Origin of the sequence: Streptomyces sp. R-74717 (assembly GCF_047305335.1) — a bacterium.
In the GTDB taxonomy this organism is placed as follows: Bacteria; Actinomycetota; Actinomycetes; order Streptomycetales; family Streptomycetaceae; genus Streptomyces; species Streptomyces atratus.
In genome coordinates this window covers 9,122,133-9,137,139 of the sequence record NZ_CP102361.1, presented here as the reverse complement: position 1 = coordinate 9,137,139, position 15,007 = coordinate 9,122,133, and the positions used below count along the sequence as shown (strand labels likewise).

Annotated in this window: 12 protein-coding genes and 1 pseudogene; 12 read left to right on the top strand and 1 reads right to left on the bottom strand. The window is 69.4% G+C overall.

The genetic code is table 11. The annotated features are described in order from the left end of the window. Window positions 1-14 precede the first annotated feature (14 nt). From NRF20_RS41205 to istA, 3 genes and pseudogenes are all read left to right on the top strand, one after another. Complete coding sequence (locus NRF20_RS41205; protein WP_398629405.1) at window positions 15-1,235, top strand: MFS transporter; 1,221 nt, start codon at window positions 15-17, stop codon at window positions 1,233-1,235. Between the two features lie 10 nt (window positions 1,236-1,245). Beyond that, window positions 1,246-1,464, top strand: coding sequence for a hypothetical protein (locus tag NRF20_RS41200; protein ID WP_398629406.1), 219 nt, complete (start codon window positions 1,246-1,248; stop codon window positions 1,462-1,464). Window positions 1,465-1,491: 27 nt separating this feature from the next. Next, window positions 1,492-2,577: pseudogene (gene istA / locus NRF20_RS41195) on the top strand (IS21 family transposase); the annotation flags it as partial. Between the two features lie 521 nt (window positions 2,578-3,098). On the opposite strand, the gene NRF20_RS41190 reads toward istA, so the two are convergent. Continuing rightward, on the bottom strand, window positions 3,099-4,202 hold the full coding sequence (locus tag NRF20_RS41190; protein ID WP_398629407.1) for a LacI family DNA-binding transcriptional regulator: 1,104 nt from the start codon (window positions 4,200-4,202) through the stop codon (window positions 3,099-3,101). Window positions 4,203-4,428: 226 nt separating this feature from the next. On the opposite strand from NRF20_RS41190, the gene NRF20_RS41185 reads away from it, so the two are divergent. From NRF20_RS41185 to NRF20_RS41145, 9 genes are read left to right on the top strand one after another with little or no spacing between them, the layout of a single operon-like run. Then, the gene (locus tag NRF20_RS41185) at window positions 4,429-5,697 is read left to right on the top strand and encodes an ABC transporter substrate-binding protein (RefSeq protein ID WP_413754216.1); all 1,269 of its coding nucleotides are present in this window, start codon (window positions 4,429-4,431) and stop codon (window positions 5,695-5,697) included. A gap of 45 nt (window positions 5,698-5,742) precedes the next feature. Next, window positions 5,743-6,678 carry a carbohydrate ABC transporter permease gene (locus NRF20_RS41180; protein WP_398629409.1) on the top strand — a complete coding sequence of 312 codons (936 nt, stop codon included), beginning with the start codon at window positions 5,743-5,745 and terminating at the stop codon, window positions 6,676-6,678. Next, window positions 6,665-7,588 carry a carbohydrate ABC transporter permease gene (locus NRF20_RS41175; RefSeq protein ID WP_413754215.1) on the top strand — a complete coding sequence of 308 codons (924 nt, stop codon included), beginning with the start codon at window positions 6,665-6,667 and terminating at the stop codon, window positions 7,586-7,588. Before NRF20_RS41180 ends, NRF20_RS41175 begins: the two co-directional genes overlap by 14 nt. Window positions 7,589-7,633: 45 nt before the next feature. Further along, entirely contained in the window at window positions 7,634-8,398 is a 765-nt protein-coding gene (locus tag NRF20_RS41170) for an SDR family NAD(P)-dependent oxidoreductase (RefSeq protein ID WP_398629411.1), read from the top strand. Beyond that, window positions 8,386-10,176 carry a heparinase II/III family protein gene (locus NRF20_RS41165; RefSeq protein WP_413754214.1) on the top strand — a complete coding sequence of 597 codons (1,791 nt, stop codon included), beginning with the start codon at window positions 8,386-8,388 and terminating at the stop codon, window positions 10,174-10,176. Before NRF20_RS41170 ends, NRF20_RS41165 begins: the two co-directional genes overlap by 13 nt. A 51-nt stretch (window positions 10,177-10,227) precedes the next feature. Beyond that, window positions 10,228-12,165, top strand: coding sequence for a hypothetical protein (locus NRF20_RS41160; RefSeq protein WP_398629413.1), 1,938 nt, complete (start codon window positions 10,228-10,230; stop codon window positions 12,163-12,165). 2 nt (window positions 12,166-12,167) lie between these two features. Further along, window positions 12,168-12,770, top strand: coding sequence for a DUF624 domain-containing protein (locus NRF20_RS41155; RefSeq protein WP_413754213.1), 603 nt, complete (start codon window positions 12,168-12,170; stop codon window positions 12,768-12,770). Further along, the gene (locus NRF20_RS41150) at window positions 12,767-13,846 is read left to right on the top strand and encodes a DUF1565 domain-containing protein (RefSeq protein ID WP_398629415.1); all 1,080 of its coding nucleotides are present in this window, start codon (window positions 12,767-12,769) and stop codon (window positions 13,844-13,846) included. The genes NRF20_RS41155 and NRF20_RS41150 overlap by 4 nt, the downstream gene beginning before the upstream one ends. After that, window positions 13,843-14,997, top strand: coding sequence for an SGNH/GDSL hydrolase family protein (locus tag NRF20_RS41145; RefSeq protein WP_413754212.1), 1,155 nt, complete (start codon window positions 13,843-13,845; stop codon window positions 14,995-14,997). Before NRF20_RS41150 ends, NRF20_RS41145 begins: the two co-directional genes overlap by 4 nt. Window positions 14,998-15,007 lie beyond the last annotated feature (10 nt).

Genomic DNA, 15,007 nt, shown 5'->3' with positions numbered 1-15,007 from the left:
ACCACAGGAGGAAGATGAAAGCCGCGGTTGAACTATCGAAAACTCCCTTAAAACCACTGCAAGTTGCCGCATTCCGGCGATTCGTCCTCGCCAATCTCATCTCGGCGACCGGGTCCGCGATGGCTCCCCTCGCCCTCGCCTATGCGGTGATCGGACAGGGCGGCGGAGCCGGGTCCCTCGGCGTCGTGCTGGCCACCAACTCCGTACCGACGATCGTCCTCACCGTCGCGGGCGGCGTCCTCGCGGATCGTCTGTCGCGCAGCCGGATTCTGTTTCTGAGCAATCTCCTGTCCGCGGCCGCGCAGGGGGTGCTCGCCGTGCTGGTGGCCACGCATCATGCGACGACCGCTTCGATCGCCGCGTGCGGCTTCGCGTCGGGGGTCGCCGTGGCCTTCACCGCGCCGGCCGCGATCGGTGTGGTGGGGCAACTCGTCGCGGCGGAGCACCTGCAGCAGGCCAATGCGCTGGTCCGGCTTCCGAACAATGCCGTCAAGGTGCTCGGCCCCGTCGTCGGAGGTCTGATCGTCGCGGTCGGCGGCCCGGCGTGGGCCCTGTCGTGGGATGCGCTCACCTTCCTGGTCGCAGCGCTCCTGCTGCTCGGCCTGCGGCTGGGCACGCCGGTCACGACGGGCAGTGCCCTGGCCGACCTGCGGGCGGGCTGGTCCGGCTTCCGCTCCCGCACCTGGCTGTGGACGTACACCGCCGCCGGAACGGTCGTGGTCGCCGCGTGGCTGGCCTGCTTTCAGCTCCTCGGCCCGGTCGTCGCCGCCGAGCACTACTCGGGGGCGCGTTTCTGGGGGCTCGTCCAGGGCGCGTTCGCGTTCGGGCTGCTTGTGGGGACGGTGGTGTGCCTGCGCTGGAAGCCCCACCGTCTGCTGGCCGTTGCCGTCGTCACCGGCTCCGGGCTCTGTCTGCCACCGGCGGCATTGGGAATGGGCCTGGACCTGCCCTGGGTGCTGCTCAGTGCCGTGCTCGCGGGCGTGGGGCTGGATGTCGCCATCGTGGCGTGGAACACCGTGCTCCAACAGCACGTGCCCCAGGAGGAGCTGGGCCGCATGAGCTCGTTCAACGGTGTCGGGGAGCGTATCGCCATCCCGCTCGGCTACCTCATCACCGCACTCGCCGCACATGCCTGGGCCGATCGGACCGTGCTCCTGGTCTGTGCCGGTGCCATCGTGGCCACCACGGTCCTCAACCTCTGTGTACGGGACGTGTACCGCGTCAATCGCATCTGAGCGTACGGGCGTGCACTCGCTGCTGCTCCAGCAGGTGCTGGCCGAACCGGCATGGGCATGGAGGCTTTCGGGTGAGGACCGGCGCGGCCTGACCGCGCTGTTCCGGTCCAACGTCAACCCGTACGGAACCTTCCGCCTGGACATGGACAAGCGGCTCGACCTGGCGCCGGCCGCTGCCGTGCCGAATCGGTGGTTGTGGGCCGTTTGGCCGTCACGCAGTGCCTGTTGATCACGGTCCAGGTCAGGGAGACCGCTGGTGCACAGGTCGCGTGAAGTGTTGTGCGAGAGAATCCGGCAGGCCCACCGAGAGCAGAGGCTGTCGGGCCGGGAGCTGGCCGCGAAGTTCAAGGTGTCACGACGCACGGTGCGGCACGCGCTCGAGTCGCCGGTGCCGCCGAAGCGGAAGTCGCCACCGCCGCGGCCCAGCGTGCTGGAGCCGGTGAAGGTCTTCATCGACGCGATGCTGCGTGAGGATCTGGACGCTCCTCCGAAGCAGCGGCACACGATCGTGCGGATCATGGAGCGTCTCACAGCGGAACACGACTTCGAGCTGGCCCGTCACAACACAGTCTGGGAGTGCGTCAGCAAGCGGCGGCCACAGATCAAGGCGGAGGCTCTGGAGGGCCGCCGGCATCTGGAGGGTGTGGCGCCGCAGGCGAAACGGCCGGGCGAGGAGGCGGAGGTCGACTTCGCGGACTTCTGGCTGGACCTGGCCGGGCAGCGCCGCAAGTGCGTCCTGTTTACGCTGCGATTGTCCTACAGCGGCAAGGCTGTGCGCCGCGTCTATGCGACGGCCTCGCAGGAGTCCTTCCTGGAAGGGCATGTGGAGGCCTTCACAGTGCTGGGCGGGGTGCCGTCGGTGCACATCCGCTACGACAACCTTCGGCCCGCGGTCAAGCAGGTGCTGTTCAGACGCTCGCGGCTGGAGTCGACCAGGTGGGCGTCGTTCAAGTCGTGGTACCAGTTCTCAGCGTTCTACTGCGCTCCGGGCGAGGCCGGCGCGCATGAGAAGGGCGGCGTGGAGCACGAGGGCGGACGGTTCCGCAGGAAGCACCTGGTCCCGCCGCCGCAGGTCGATTCGCTGGCGGAGCTGAACGAGCGCCTGGCTGCGATCGACGTCGCGGAGGACGCCCGGCACGTCCACGGTCGGCCGACCTCGATCGGGTTCGGCTTCGAGGCTGAGCGCGACCGCCTCCGCCCGCTGCCTGGGGACGACTTCGACTGCGGCATCGACCTGACACCCCAGGTCGCTCGCAACGGCCGGATCACGGTGCGCCAGGGCTACTACTCGGTGCCGGCGAAGTTCATCGGGACCAAGGTGAGGGTCAAGCTGCGGGGGAACGAGCTGTGGGTGTTCGACGGCCGCCAGGTGGTGGCGCGCCACCCGCGCCTGACGCGCCGTTACACCTACCACGACATCCTGGATCACTACCTGGAGATCCTGCTGGTCAAGCCGGGCGCGTTCGCCGGCGCTTCCGGGCTCGCGCAGGCCCGCGCGGAGGGCGGGTTCACGAAGGTCCATGAGGCGTTCTGGGCCGCGGCCAAGCACAAGGCCGGGGACCGGGACGGCACCCGGATGCTGATCGAGGTCCTGCTCCTGCACCGCCAGCTGCCCGCCGACGCCTTGGTGGCGGCAATGGAGACGTGTCTGCGGATCGGCTCGGTCTCCACCGACCTGGTGGCGATCGAGGCACGCAAGGCGATGGAGGGCACCGACGCCGAGGACGCCGAACTCCTCACCTCAGACCCGCCCGCACCGACAGCGCCGACCAGGCTGGGGCCGGGCCCCGCCACGCCTCACCGGCGCTGCCGCACTCCTGTGTGGCGAGCGCAGGCGTCGGTCGGGACCTGGGCGTCGGCGCCCTATGCCGTCCGGCCCGCCACCCGCTGCCCGGCTCCGCTCGCCCCGGGGACCGTGGCGGCCACGCCGACCGGGGCCGTCGACTCCCGTACGACCAGTCTCGGCCGGATGAGCAGCGACCGTCCCGCCGCAGGCGCGGAGTCGATCCGCGCCCGCAACTGCTGGAACGTCTCCGCGGCCATCTCCGGCAGCGGCTGGCGGACCGTGGTGAGCGGGGGCTCGAAGAGGTCGGCGAGGAGGATGTCGTCGAAGCCGACCACGGAGACGTCCTGCCCCGCGCTGCGTCCGGCGTCCTTGGCGCCCCGGCAGATCCCGATCGCGCACATGTCGTTGATGGCGACGAACGCGGTGGGCGGGCGCGGTCCGCCGAGGAGTTCCCTGGCGGCGTTCCGCCCCAGTTCGGCGGCGTCCTTGTCACCGAACTCGGCGGTGTCGGCGCCGGGCCAGACGATCGCGTCGGCCGGGTCGAGACCGGCCGACTCCAGGGCGGCCCGGAAGCCGCGCAGCCGTTCACGGCGGTTGACGCTGTTGACCGAGCCGGAGACGAACGCCAGTCGGCGGTGGCCGAGTTCGATCAGATGACGGGTGGCGAGCTCGGCACCCATCGCGTTGTCGACGCTGATGGAGGCCAGCGACGGCGGGTCGCCCGCCTGTGCGGTGCGGTCGAAGGCGACCATCTTCAGTCCGCGACTGAGCAGCGGTGTCACATGGTCGAGCGAGGGAAGCGAGGAGCAGAGCACCACTCCGCTGACCCCGTCCGCGAGCAGCTCCTCGCCGTACTTGAGCTCGCGGGCCGGATCGCGCTCGCTGTTGCAGAGCAGTACGTGATAGCCCTCGGCGAGCGCGATGGCCTCCAACTCACGGGCGAGCGCCCCCCAGAACGGGTTGGCGACGGACGGCACGATGAGACCGATGACCTTGATGCGGCCCGTTCGCAGCATCCGGGCCGCGCGGTTGGGCCGGTAGCTGAGCTGCTCGATCACCTGCTCCACGCGGGCCAGCGTGGCCGCCTGCATACGGTCCGTACGCCCGTTGAGGACGTTGGAGACCGTACTCGCGGAGACCCCCGCGGCCTCCGCGACCTGATGGATCGTTACCCCGCCCATGCCACCTCCGGTTCGGAACGCGTCTGACCCTACCAGTGTATCGATTTACTTGATCCCGTTCACCGGTACACCAGTTAACATCCCTGAAAATTCATGCGCATCAGCTGTTGACGTCTCTCTCGAGGCGTTCCTAGCATCAGTGCATCGATTTACCAGCGCTTCTCAGCCATGGCCGGGATGCCATCGCTGGATCGATCCACCGCCTCCACCTCAAAAGGGGTGTCCCATGGAACTCAAAAGACGGTCGCTGCTTGCTGCCATCGGTGCCGGCACCGCTGCCGCCGCCCTCAGCGGGTGCGGCACCGGCACTTCGGCGGCCGGCTCCGCCGACGGCCCCGCCGAAGGTGAGATCACGCTGCTCACCCCGATCTACGAAGGCGCCGACGGCAAGACGCTGTTGGAGAAGGAGATACTCGGCGGGTTCCGGAAGAAGTATCCGGACGTCAAGGTGAACGTGGACTACACCACGTACGAACAGCTCAACGAGAAGATCACCACGGGGCTCGCGGGCGGTCTGCTGCCCGACGTGCTGATGATGGGCGTGGGCTGGATCCCGCCGTTCGCCGCGAAGAAAGCGATCGCCGAGCTGCCCGAGAAGTTCGCCACCGCACACGACTACGAGAAGCGGGTCCTGGAGCCGTCCCGGTACGACGGCAAGCTGTACGCGCTGCCGGTCGTCCTCGACACCCGCATCGTCGTCTACCGCAAGGACCACTTCGCCGAGGCCGGCATCAAGAAGACTCCTGCGAACTGGGCCGAACTGCGCGCCGTGGCCAAGCAGCTGACCAAGGACGGCCGGATCGGTTTCGACCCGTTCTCCATCCATCTGCGCCAGTGCTGGGAGACCTTCCTCTTCGCCAACGGCGGCCAGCTGTTCAGCGCGGACGGCAAGAAGGTGCTGTTCACCGACGCCCGCGGGGTCGAGGCGCTGCAGTTCTTCAAGGACCTGATCAAGGACGGCTCCGCCGACTACGCCAAGAAGACGGACCTCGGGGCCCCGACCAACGTACAGACCGGCAAGGCGTCGATGATGATGACGTCCAGTGCGCTGTGGAGGCAGGTCGGGGAACAGAATCCGGAACTCCTCAAGGAAGACAAGCTCGGGGCGTTCATCCTCGCCAACCGCAAGCCCGCGATGCTCCAGGGCGGCACCCTTGTCACCCAGTCCGCCAGTTCCAAGCACCCGGCGGCGGCCCGTGCGCTCGTCGAGTACCTCGCGACGCCCGAGTCGATCCTCGGTGCGGCCAAGCAGCGAGGTTCGGTTCCCGGGCTGAAGGATCTCAGCGACTCCAGCTATGTGAAGGAGAACAAGTTCGTCGATCTCTCCCTGCAGAGCATGGGTGACGCGTGTTCGGAGGGCGGCACCGCTGCCTGGATGGAGATCCGCGAAAAGATCAAGCCCACGCTGGAGCCCGCCATCGTGGGCAACCAGTCGGCGAAGGACGCCATCGCGGAACTCGGCCGGCTAGCCGAAGCCGCCATCGGCCGGATGTAAGGACCCGTCACTGTGGGAGCGACATCCGTATTGAAGGCGAGGCCCGTGCGGCCGCCTTCCCCGACCGAGCACACGGTCGCGAAGAAGCGCACCGGCCGGGCACCCACCGGCCCGGGGCGCCGCAGGCAACGCGCCGGCATGCTGATGGTGGCGCCCGCGCTGTTGCATGCCTCGCTCTGGATCGGCCTGCCGGTCGTCGCGTCGGTGGTTCTGGCCTTCACGAAGTACGACGTGCTGACGGCGCCGCAGTTCGTGGGCCTGGACAACTTCCGGGACATGCTGGACGACGCGGTGTTCCGCAAGTCCATCGTCAACACCGTCGTCTACACCTTCTTCACCGTGCCGTTCGGCATGCTGCTGGGGCTGCTCGTGGCCCTGGCGCTGCACACCGGGCTGAAGGCGCGGGGCATCTTCCGTACCGCGGTCTTCATTCCCCAGGTGACGGCGACCGTCGCGATCGCCCTGGTCTGGCTGTGGATCTACAACCCCGGCAACGGGCTGCTGAACACACTTCTGTCGTTCCTCGGGATCCAAGGCCCGGCCTGGCTGTCGTCGACGTCGTGGGCGATGCCTTCGGTGATCCTGGTCGGCATCTGGCAGGGCATCGGCATGAAGATGCTCATCTACTTGGCCGCGCTGCAGTCCCTGCCGAAGGAGCTGTACGAGGCGGCTTCGGTGGACGGTGCGTCCAAGGTGCGGCAGTTCTTCTCGATTACCCTGCCGCTGCTGAAGCCCGCGACGTTCTTCGTGCTCATCACGTCGATGATCAGCGCGTTCCAGTCGTTCGACCAGATCTACATCCTGACCGACGGCGGCCCGGCCAACAGCACCACGATGATGACGTTCGAGATCTACAAGTCCGCCTTCCGGGAGTTCCGCATCGGCTACGCCTCCGCGCAGTCACTGGTGCTGTTCGTGCTGCTGATGGGCTTCACCCTGGTCAACCGGCGGATCATGGGAGGCACCCGTGGCCACAACTGAGCTTCACAGGCCCGGGGTTGTGGAGAAGGCCCGGCCCCGGACGAAGGGCAAGCCGCTCTCCGTCGGCCGGATCGCGCTCTATCTGACGCTCACCGTCGTCTCACTGCTGATGGTGGCCCCGTTCGTCTGGATGGTGCTCACCTCGCTCAAGACGCCGGTCGAGATCGCCTCGCAGGACGCCGGACTGCTCCCGGAACACTGGGATTTCGGAAACTATGTCGACGCACTGAAGGCGGCGCCGTTCGCGACGTACGCACGCAACAGCTTCATCATCGCGTTCAGCCACACCGTCATCAATGTGCTGGTGGCGTCGATGGCCGGATACGCGCTGGCGCGGATCAGGTTCCGGGGCAGCGAGGTCATCTTCTACGCCTTCATCGCCGCACTGATGATCCCTACCTACACCAAGGTGCTGCCCGAGTTCCTGATCGTCCGCTTCATGCCGCTGGCCGGCGGGAACGACATCTTCGGCCAGGGCGGAAGCGGCTGGCTGGACTCCTGGTGGGCGCTCATCATTCCCGGCGCCGTCACCCCGTTCGCCGTCTTCCTCTTCCGCCAGTTCTATCTGGACCTTCCGGTGGAACTGGAGGAGGCGGCCAGGCTCGACGGTCTGGGCGAGTTCCGGATCTACGCCCGGATCATGACGCCGCAGGTCAAGCCCGCGCTCACCACCGTGGCGCTGCTGACCTTCGAGTCGTCGTGGAACAACTTCCTCTGGCCCCTGCTGGTGACCCGGACGGACAGCCTGCGGGTGATCCAGGTCGGGCTCTCCGTCTTCAAGACGGAGAACGGCCCCCAGTGGCACTTCCTGATGGCCGGCACCACGCTGGCCACCCTTCCCATGGTCGTTCTCTTCCTCATCGGCCAGCGCTATTTCGTGCAGGGCTTCGCAACTGCCGGTCTCAAGTGACCGGTTCCGGCCCCGAGCGGCCGGTCATCGAAAGGTTTTCACTTCATGTCTGCTGATCTCAACGGCTCCCGCGCACTGGTGACAGGGGCGGGCCACGGAATCGGCCGCGCCATCGCCGTCGCTCTTGCCGAGGCCGGCGCCGATGTCGCCGTCCACTACCACTCCTCCGCCGACGAGGCCGCGAAGACGGTCTCCGCGATCGAGGCACTGGGCCGCAGGGCGAAGGCGTTCAAGGCCGATGTCACCGTGACGGGCGATGTGGACCGGCTCGTCGAGGAGGCGACCGGCTTCCTCGGCGGCCTGGACGTCCTGGTCTGCAACGCGGGCCATCTGGTCGGCCGGGCCACGATCGCCGAGATGTCCGACGACCACTTCGAACAGGTCATCTCCACCAATCTGACGTCGACTTTCCGCACCGTGCGGGCCGCACTGCCGCAGCTGACGCAGTCGTCGGCCGGGCGCATCATCACCATGTCCTCGCTGGCCGCGCACAACGGCGGCGGCCCCGGTTCGGTCGCCTACGCGGCGGCCAAGGCCGGTGTCCGCGGCTTCACCAAGGGCCTGGCCAAGGAGCTCGGCGGCACAGGCATCACGGTCAACACCGTGGCGCCCGGCTTCATCAAGGGCACCGCCTTCCACGACACATTCACCGCGCCCGAGGCGCAACAGGCGATGGAGGCGGGCATCCCGGTCGGCCGGGCCGGCACCCCGGAGGATGTCGCAGCGGCGGTCGTGCATCTGGCGTCGCCGTCGTCCGGCTTCCTCACCGCCACCACGGTGGACATCGACGGTGGCGTGTGGCCGCGTTGAGGCACATCGCCCGGGAGCGGGGCGGCTGGTGGCACGCGTACGTCTGCCCGGCGCACGGTGTGGAACTCGACCACGGTGATCTGCTCGCCGGGGTCTTCCCGGCGGGCGGTGCGCGGTGTGCGTACGGCTGCCGGGTGGACGACGAGGCGGTGCGCGGCGCCTGGCTGGTGCTGTCGCACCAGGCGTGGGCGCGGCACCTGCGGGTGCTCGCCCACCGGGGCGAGCGTGCTCAGGCGGTAGAGCGGCTCGTCGAATACGCCGGTCTGTACGCCGAGCTCGCCACCGAGCGGCACGGCGAAGCACAGACCTGGATGCTGCGCGGGCGGCTCTTCCATCAGGCGCTGACCGACGCCATCTGGGCGGTCAACATCGGGCACACCGTGATCACGCTCGCCGAGGAATCCACGGAACATCTGGCGGCGGTGCTGCCGCTCCTCGACGACCTGGAGCGGGCTGCGCTGGACGCCCGGGACGTGCTGACCGGTCAGGGCCACCTCGCCTCCAACTACACCGCGTGGCTCAACGCCGCCGGTGTGGCGGCGAGTCGGGGCGCCGCGGCGGCCCGTGGCCAGGAGTGGGACGGCGCGAAGCAGTGGCTGGAGGGCGAGCACGGGCTGTATGCGCATCTGCGGGTCGCGGTCGCCGACGACGGGTGGGAGTGGGAGGGCAGCACCTACTACCACGGGTTCGTGCTGCGGGCCGCGCTGCTGGCGCTGCGCTGCACCGACCCCGCGGCCGTTCCGTCCGATGTGCTGGACGTACTGGCCGGGATGACGGACGTACTGACGACGATCGCCACACCGGGCGGCATCCTTCCGGCACTGCACGACGGCCCGTATCTGCGCCGTCCACTCGCTCTGGAATGGCTCGAACTGGCAGCACTGGCCCAGCAGTTGTTCCCCTCCCCCGCCCTCGACTCGGTGGCCGGGCGGGCCCGCGACGAGCTCGGGGCCCACGACGACGGACTCGACCGCGAGCTGGGCGGCTGGTTCGCCGGGCCACCGCTGCCGAAGCGTCCCGCGCCCGGTCCGCTCACGGTGTTCCCGACGGCCGGCTATGCGGTGCTGCACCACGCGGGCGTCCACGCACTGCTGGACTTCGGTCCGCACGGCGGCTCGCACGGGCACCGCGACAAACTGTCGCTGTATCTGTACGGGGACACCACCCCGTGGCAACCCGACCCCGGTCAAGTGCCTTACGCCCACGCCGAGTTCCGTGATCTGTATGCATCGACCGAGGCGCACCCCGCCTTCCGGGTGGACTACGCGGAACAGGCCGAGTGCACCGGGAAGCTGCTCGGCTCGGACGGCTCCTGCGTCACGGCCGAGGTGACGACGGCGTACGAAGGTGTGCGTGCGGTGCGGCAGGTCGCACTCGGCGACAGCTATCTGGTCGACCTGCTGACCGTGACAGCCGAGGACGAGCGGCAGCTCACCGCGCAGCTGCGTCCCGGTGTCGCGCTGGACATCCAGCTCCAGGCCGCGGGTCCGGTGCGCACCACCTGGTACGGCGACGAGACCCTGCACGGCTGGCACACCCACACCCCCGGCGCGGCCGTGCGTCCGGTCACCCGGCCGGGCCCCGGTCCGGCCGACGATCCGCAGTGCATGCGTACCCGGGTCGACTTCACCGCGAAGTCGGACCGGATCACCTTCGCCTCGGTGTATCAGGCGGCGTCGGCGGGCCCTGCCGTCACCGGCGTACAGCTGGACGGTGACGGACTGCTGACGGTCGCGCTGACCGACGGCAGCACCGCACGGTTCCGGACGGAGGACTGACCTTTGTTGCTCTCGGCGACCCCGCCGCCCGGTCCGCGCCTCGCGCAGGAGGTGCGTTTGTACGAGGAGGCCGCCCGCCACCGCGGGCTGACCCCGCCCCGTACGCACCCCCTGGCCAGCATCACCTGGCTGGGCCCGGCCGCCTCCAACCCGGCGCTGGCCTACCGGGTCGGCGGCGACCCGGCCCATCTGGCGGAGAGCCGCCGCTGGATCGAGGCCGCGGTGCGGCTGCCGCACTGGGGCAAGGCCCATATGCCGGACCACGATCTGGACGCAGGCTGGCTGCTGCACCATCTGTCGCTCGCGTACCGGTGGATCGGCGACGATCTGCCGGACGGGGTGCGGGCGCTGCTGCGGTACAAGCTGCTGCTCCAGGGGCGACGGATGTACGAGTTCGCGGTGGCGAGCGAGGGCGGCTGGTGGTCGTCGTCGTACTGGCAGAACCACAACTGGATCTGTTACGCGGGTCTGGCGACGGCCGGATATGTGCTGGGCAAGGAGGAGTGGACCGAGCGTGCCAAGGACAACCTCGGCACAGTCCTCGATCTGATGCCCGAGGACGGGTCGCACGCCGAAGGTGTCGTGTACTGGCGCTACGGCGTGCCCTTCCTCGCCATCCATCTGGATCTCCTCCAGGAGGCGGAGGGCATCGACTGGTGGGGGCGGGGCGGTTTCCTCTCCCGCACCTTCCGCTACCGGCTGCACCAGACCGCCCCCGGCTTCGCGTTCAATGTCGACCACGGCGACTGCCACGACCGGCGCAGCGGGCACAGCGCCGGTCTGTACTACCGTCTCGCGGCCCAGTACGGCATCCCGGAGGCACAGTGGATGGGCGATCTCGCCTCGGGTGAACTGCTGTGGCAGGAAGCCGCGGAGAGCGGGGTGCGGCCCGGGATTCTGCCGGAGGCCTACCTCGAATACCTCTGGTACGACCCGTCCGTGGCCGGCGCCCGCCCCACCGAGACCAGGGCCTTCTTCCCGGATCTCGGTCTGCTCGCGGCCCGTACCGGCTGGGACGACGACGCCACGCTCGTCTCGTTCAAGGCAAGTCCCGGAGGTGGCCACCAGGCGTGGGAGACGTCGGCGAAGCACCGGGCCGAGCGGGGCTGGGAGACCCTCAACCAGGGGCACCACCACCCCGATTCGGGCTCGTTCGTGCTGGTCTCGCAGGGTGCGTTCCTCGCGGTCGACGAGGGCTACAGCAACCGCAAGCGGGCCGCGCACCACAACCTGCTGCTGGTGGACGGTCAGGGGTACGCGGACGAGGACCGCTACCACGTCTACAAGGACATCCCGTACGAGCGGCAGGCCCGGCAGCGTGATGTGCTCGCCGCCCACGACTGCGGCTGGGCGCATGCCACGGCGGAGATCGGGGCGATGTACGACCCCGGGCTCGGGGTGCGGCGGCTGGACCGGACACTGGTGTTCACCCCGTCGGGGCGGCTCGTGCTGCTGGACCTCGCCGAGGCGGACGCGGAGCGGGAATGGACGTTCCTGCTCCAGACCGACCGGCCGACCGAGCCGCAGCCGGACGGCAGCCGGCTGATCCGGTCCGGGGCGGCCTCGGCGCTGGTGCGGCAGTTCGCGCCGCTCGACGGCTCCGTAGTCTCCGGGGCCACGGAAGTCGAGGCCAATCCGACGTCGAGTACGCCGGAGCTGCGCCTCACCCGCACGCTGCACACGCTGCGTTCGACGACCGCGCGGACGTCGAACGGTCTCTTCCTCACCGCGATCACACCGGGCGGCGGACCGGTCGTCGCCGAGCGGGTCGTATGCGCGGAGGGCGAGGGCGTCGCCTTCGGCGAGGAGACCGTGCTTCTCTCCCCCGTCGCCCGTCGCATCCGTACCACCGCCGTCTCGGCCGATGCGGCGGCGGTACTGCTGGGCGGCGACAACTGCGCCCCGTATGTGGTGGCGGCCACCCGGCTGGAACTGGACGGCCGCGTGCTGCTCGATGTCCCGGAGCCGTACACAGGAAAGGTCGGCTGATCATGCAGGCAACCCTCTCGTCCGGCTGGCCGACGCTGCTGCGGCGGCTGGAGTTCGTGGCCTACCCGGCCGCCGCCGGGGCCGCGTTCACCGTGCTGTCGCTCGGTGTCGTGACCTGGCTTCCCGCGCTCGCCACGATGGGGCACGCCCTGCAGCGATGGCGGGCGGAGGGTGACAGCCGCTGCTTCACCAACGCGTTCAGCGCCTTCCCGCAGTACTGGCGAGCCCTGTGGCGCCATTCCCTGGCGTCCACCGCGGCGGGGATCGTCCTGACCGCCGACATCCTCTATCTGCTGGGCCGTCCGGAGCCGTGGACGTTCGTACTGCTCGCCGCGCAGGTGGGCATCGCGGCCGCTCTGGTCATCCATCACGTGGCGCTCGCGGCCGAGGCGGGCCGGTCACCGCACGGGACGGTCCGCACCTGGTCGCGCGGTGCGCTGGCCCTCGGCTTCGGGTCCGCGGCCCGTGGCACCGCACTGCTCGGCGCGGTGATCTCCGCCGCGCTGCTCTCCCTTGTCATACCACTGGGGCCCCTGCTCCTCGGCCCCAGCATCCCCGTACTACTCGCTCTGTCCTTCGCAGACCCCAGGAGGCACACCCCATGAGCCGTGTACTACGCACCACTCTCGTCGCCGCGCTTGCCGCAGGCGCCCCGCTCGTCCTTCCCCCGACGTCCGTGGCCGCCGAAGCCGCCACCGCGTACTACGTGTCGCCGTCCGGCAGCGACTCCAACGCCGGTACGTCGGCAAGCGCCCCGCTCGCCACGATCCAGAAGGCGGTCGACCTGGCACCGACGGGCTCGGTCGTGAACCTCGCCGCCGGCACCTACAAGCAGGACGTGGTGACCAAGCGCGCCGGAGTCACCATCACCGGCCCGTCGAACGCCGTGGTCAAGGGGGCCGGCGACGCCCGGATCATTCAGGTGCAGCACGACTCGACGACGCTCAGCGGATTCACCGTGGACGGGCTGCACGGGTCGTCCACCGATGTGTCGGGGTACCGCCTCAAGCTCATCTATGTCATGAGCACAACTCCCGGCAATGGTGTGGGCGGTCTGCGGATCACCGGGATGACGCTGAAGAACGCCGCGGACGAATGCCTGCGGGTGCGCTATCTGGTGACCGGCGCCGACATCTCCGACAACACGATCACCAACTGCGGGGTCAATGACTTCAAGTTCGGCGGCGGCGGCAAGAACGGCGAGGGCATCTACCTCGGTACGGCCCCCGAGCAGCAGGGGGCGAACGGCGCCCCGGACGCGGCCCCCGACATCAGCAAGAACAACCGCATCCACCACAACACCATCGTCACCCAGGGCAATGAGTGCGTCGATGTGAAGGAGAACTCGACCAACAACTACGTCGAGTACAACGACTGCAGCGGTCAGAAGGACTCCAGCTCCGGCGGTCTGGACGCGCGCGGCAGCGGCAACATCTTCCGCTACAACACCATTCACGACAATGTCGGCGCGGGCATCCGGCTCGGCGGAGACACCGCGACCGACGGCATCGACACCAGTGTCTACGGCAACACCATCACCGGTAACGCGGGCGGCGGCATCAAGTTCATGCGCACGCCGCAGGGTCCGGTGTGCACCAACACGATGAGCGGCAACACCGGTGGCGATTCGGTCGGCACCTACGGCAGCGAGTACACGCCGACCGGTGCGTGCCCCCAGTGAGCGGGCGGGGACCCGCGAGACGCGGGGTACTGACGGCGGCGGCCGGGCTGGCGGCGGTAGCCGCGACGGCGCCGAGGGCCGCACAGGCCGCCGAGGCGTCGAACAGCGGCATGGACCGGTCGCGCTGGACGACGTCCTGGGCGACCGCGCAGACCGCGCCGACCGCCACCGACACGGTGGCGAGCGCCGGTCTGACCGACGGCACGTTCACCGCCAACGTCCGGCTGTCGGCGGGCGGAACGGTCCGGCTGCGCTACGGGCACGCCTTCGGCACGGTTCCGGTCCTGATCGGCCCTGTGACGGCGGGCGGCCGGCCGGTGACGTTCGGTGGGCGGCGGCAGGCGTGGATCGCTGCGGGCGCCTCGCTGACCAGTGACCCGGTCGCCGGTCTGCGTACCACCGAAGCGGCGGCTCTGGCGGTGGAGACCCGGCTCCCCGGCCCCACGGGACCGCTGTCCTTCCACCGCAACACCCATGCCTCGCACACCGTCGACGGCGTGCGCACCACATCGGTGTTCCTGCTGACAGGTGTCGAGGTGACGGGTGCGCACGGGCCGGTGATCGCGGTGCTCGGCGACTCCATAGCGGAGGGCGTCGGCACACCCGACGACGCCGATCTGCGCTGGCCCGACCAACTGGCCAGGCGCCTTCCTGGTTCGGCCGTCGCCAATCTCGGCATCAGCGGCAACCGGGTACTGCTGGACGACGCCCGGTTCGGGCCGAGCGGACAGGCACGCTTCGACCGCGATGTGCTGTCGCTTCCGGGGCTGCGGACCGTACTCGTCCATCTCGGTGTCAACGACCTCCAGCAGCCGCCGAGCCAGACCGATCCGGCGCGGGTCCTTGCCGGGTACCGACAGCTGGTGCTTCGAGCCCGTAACGCCGGGCTGCGGGTCGTCGGCGCGACCATCACCCCGTTCGGGGGCTGGACCCGCTGGACGCCGGAGCTGGAAGCGGTACGGCAGCAGGTCAACGCGGCGGTCCGGACCGGACGGGTCTTCGACGCCGTCGCCGACTTCGACGCGGCACTGCACGACCCCGAACAACCGTCGCGGATGCTGCACGCGTACGACAGCGGCGACGGACTGCACCCCAACCCCGCCGGTCATGCCGCGCTGGCCGCGGCCGTCGACCGCCGACACCTTCTGTGAGGGCCGCATC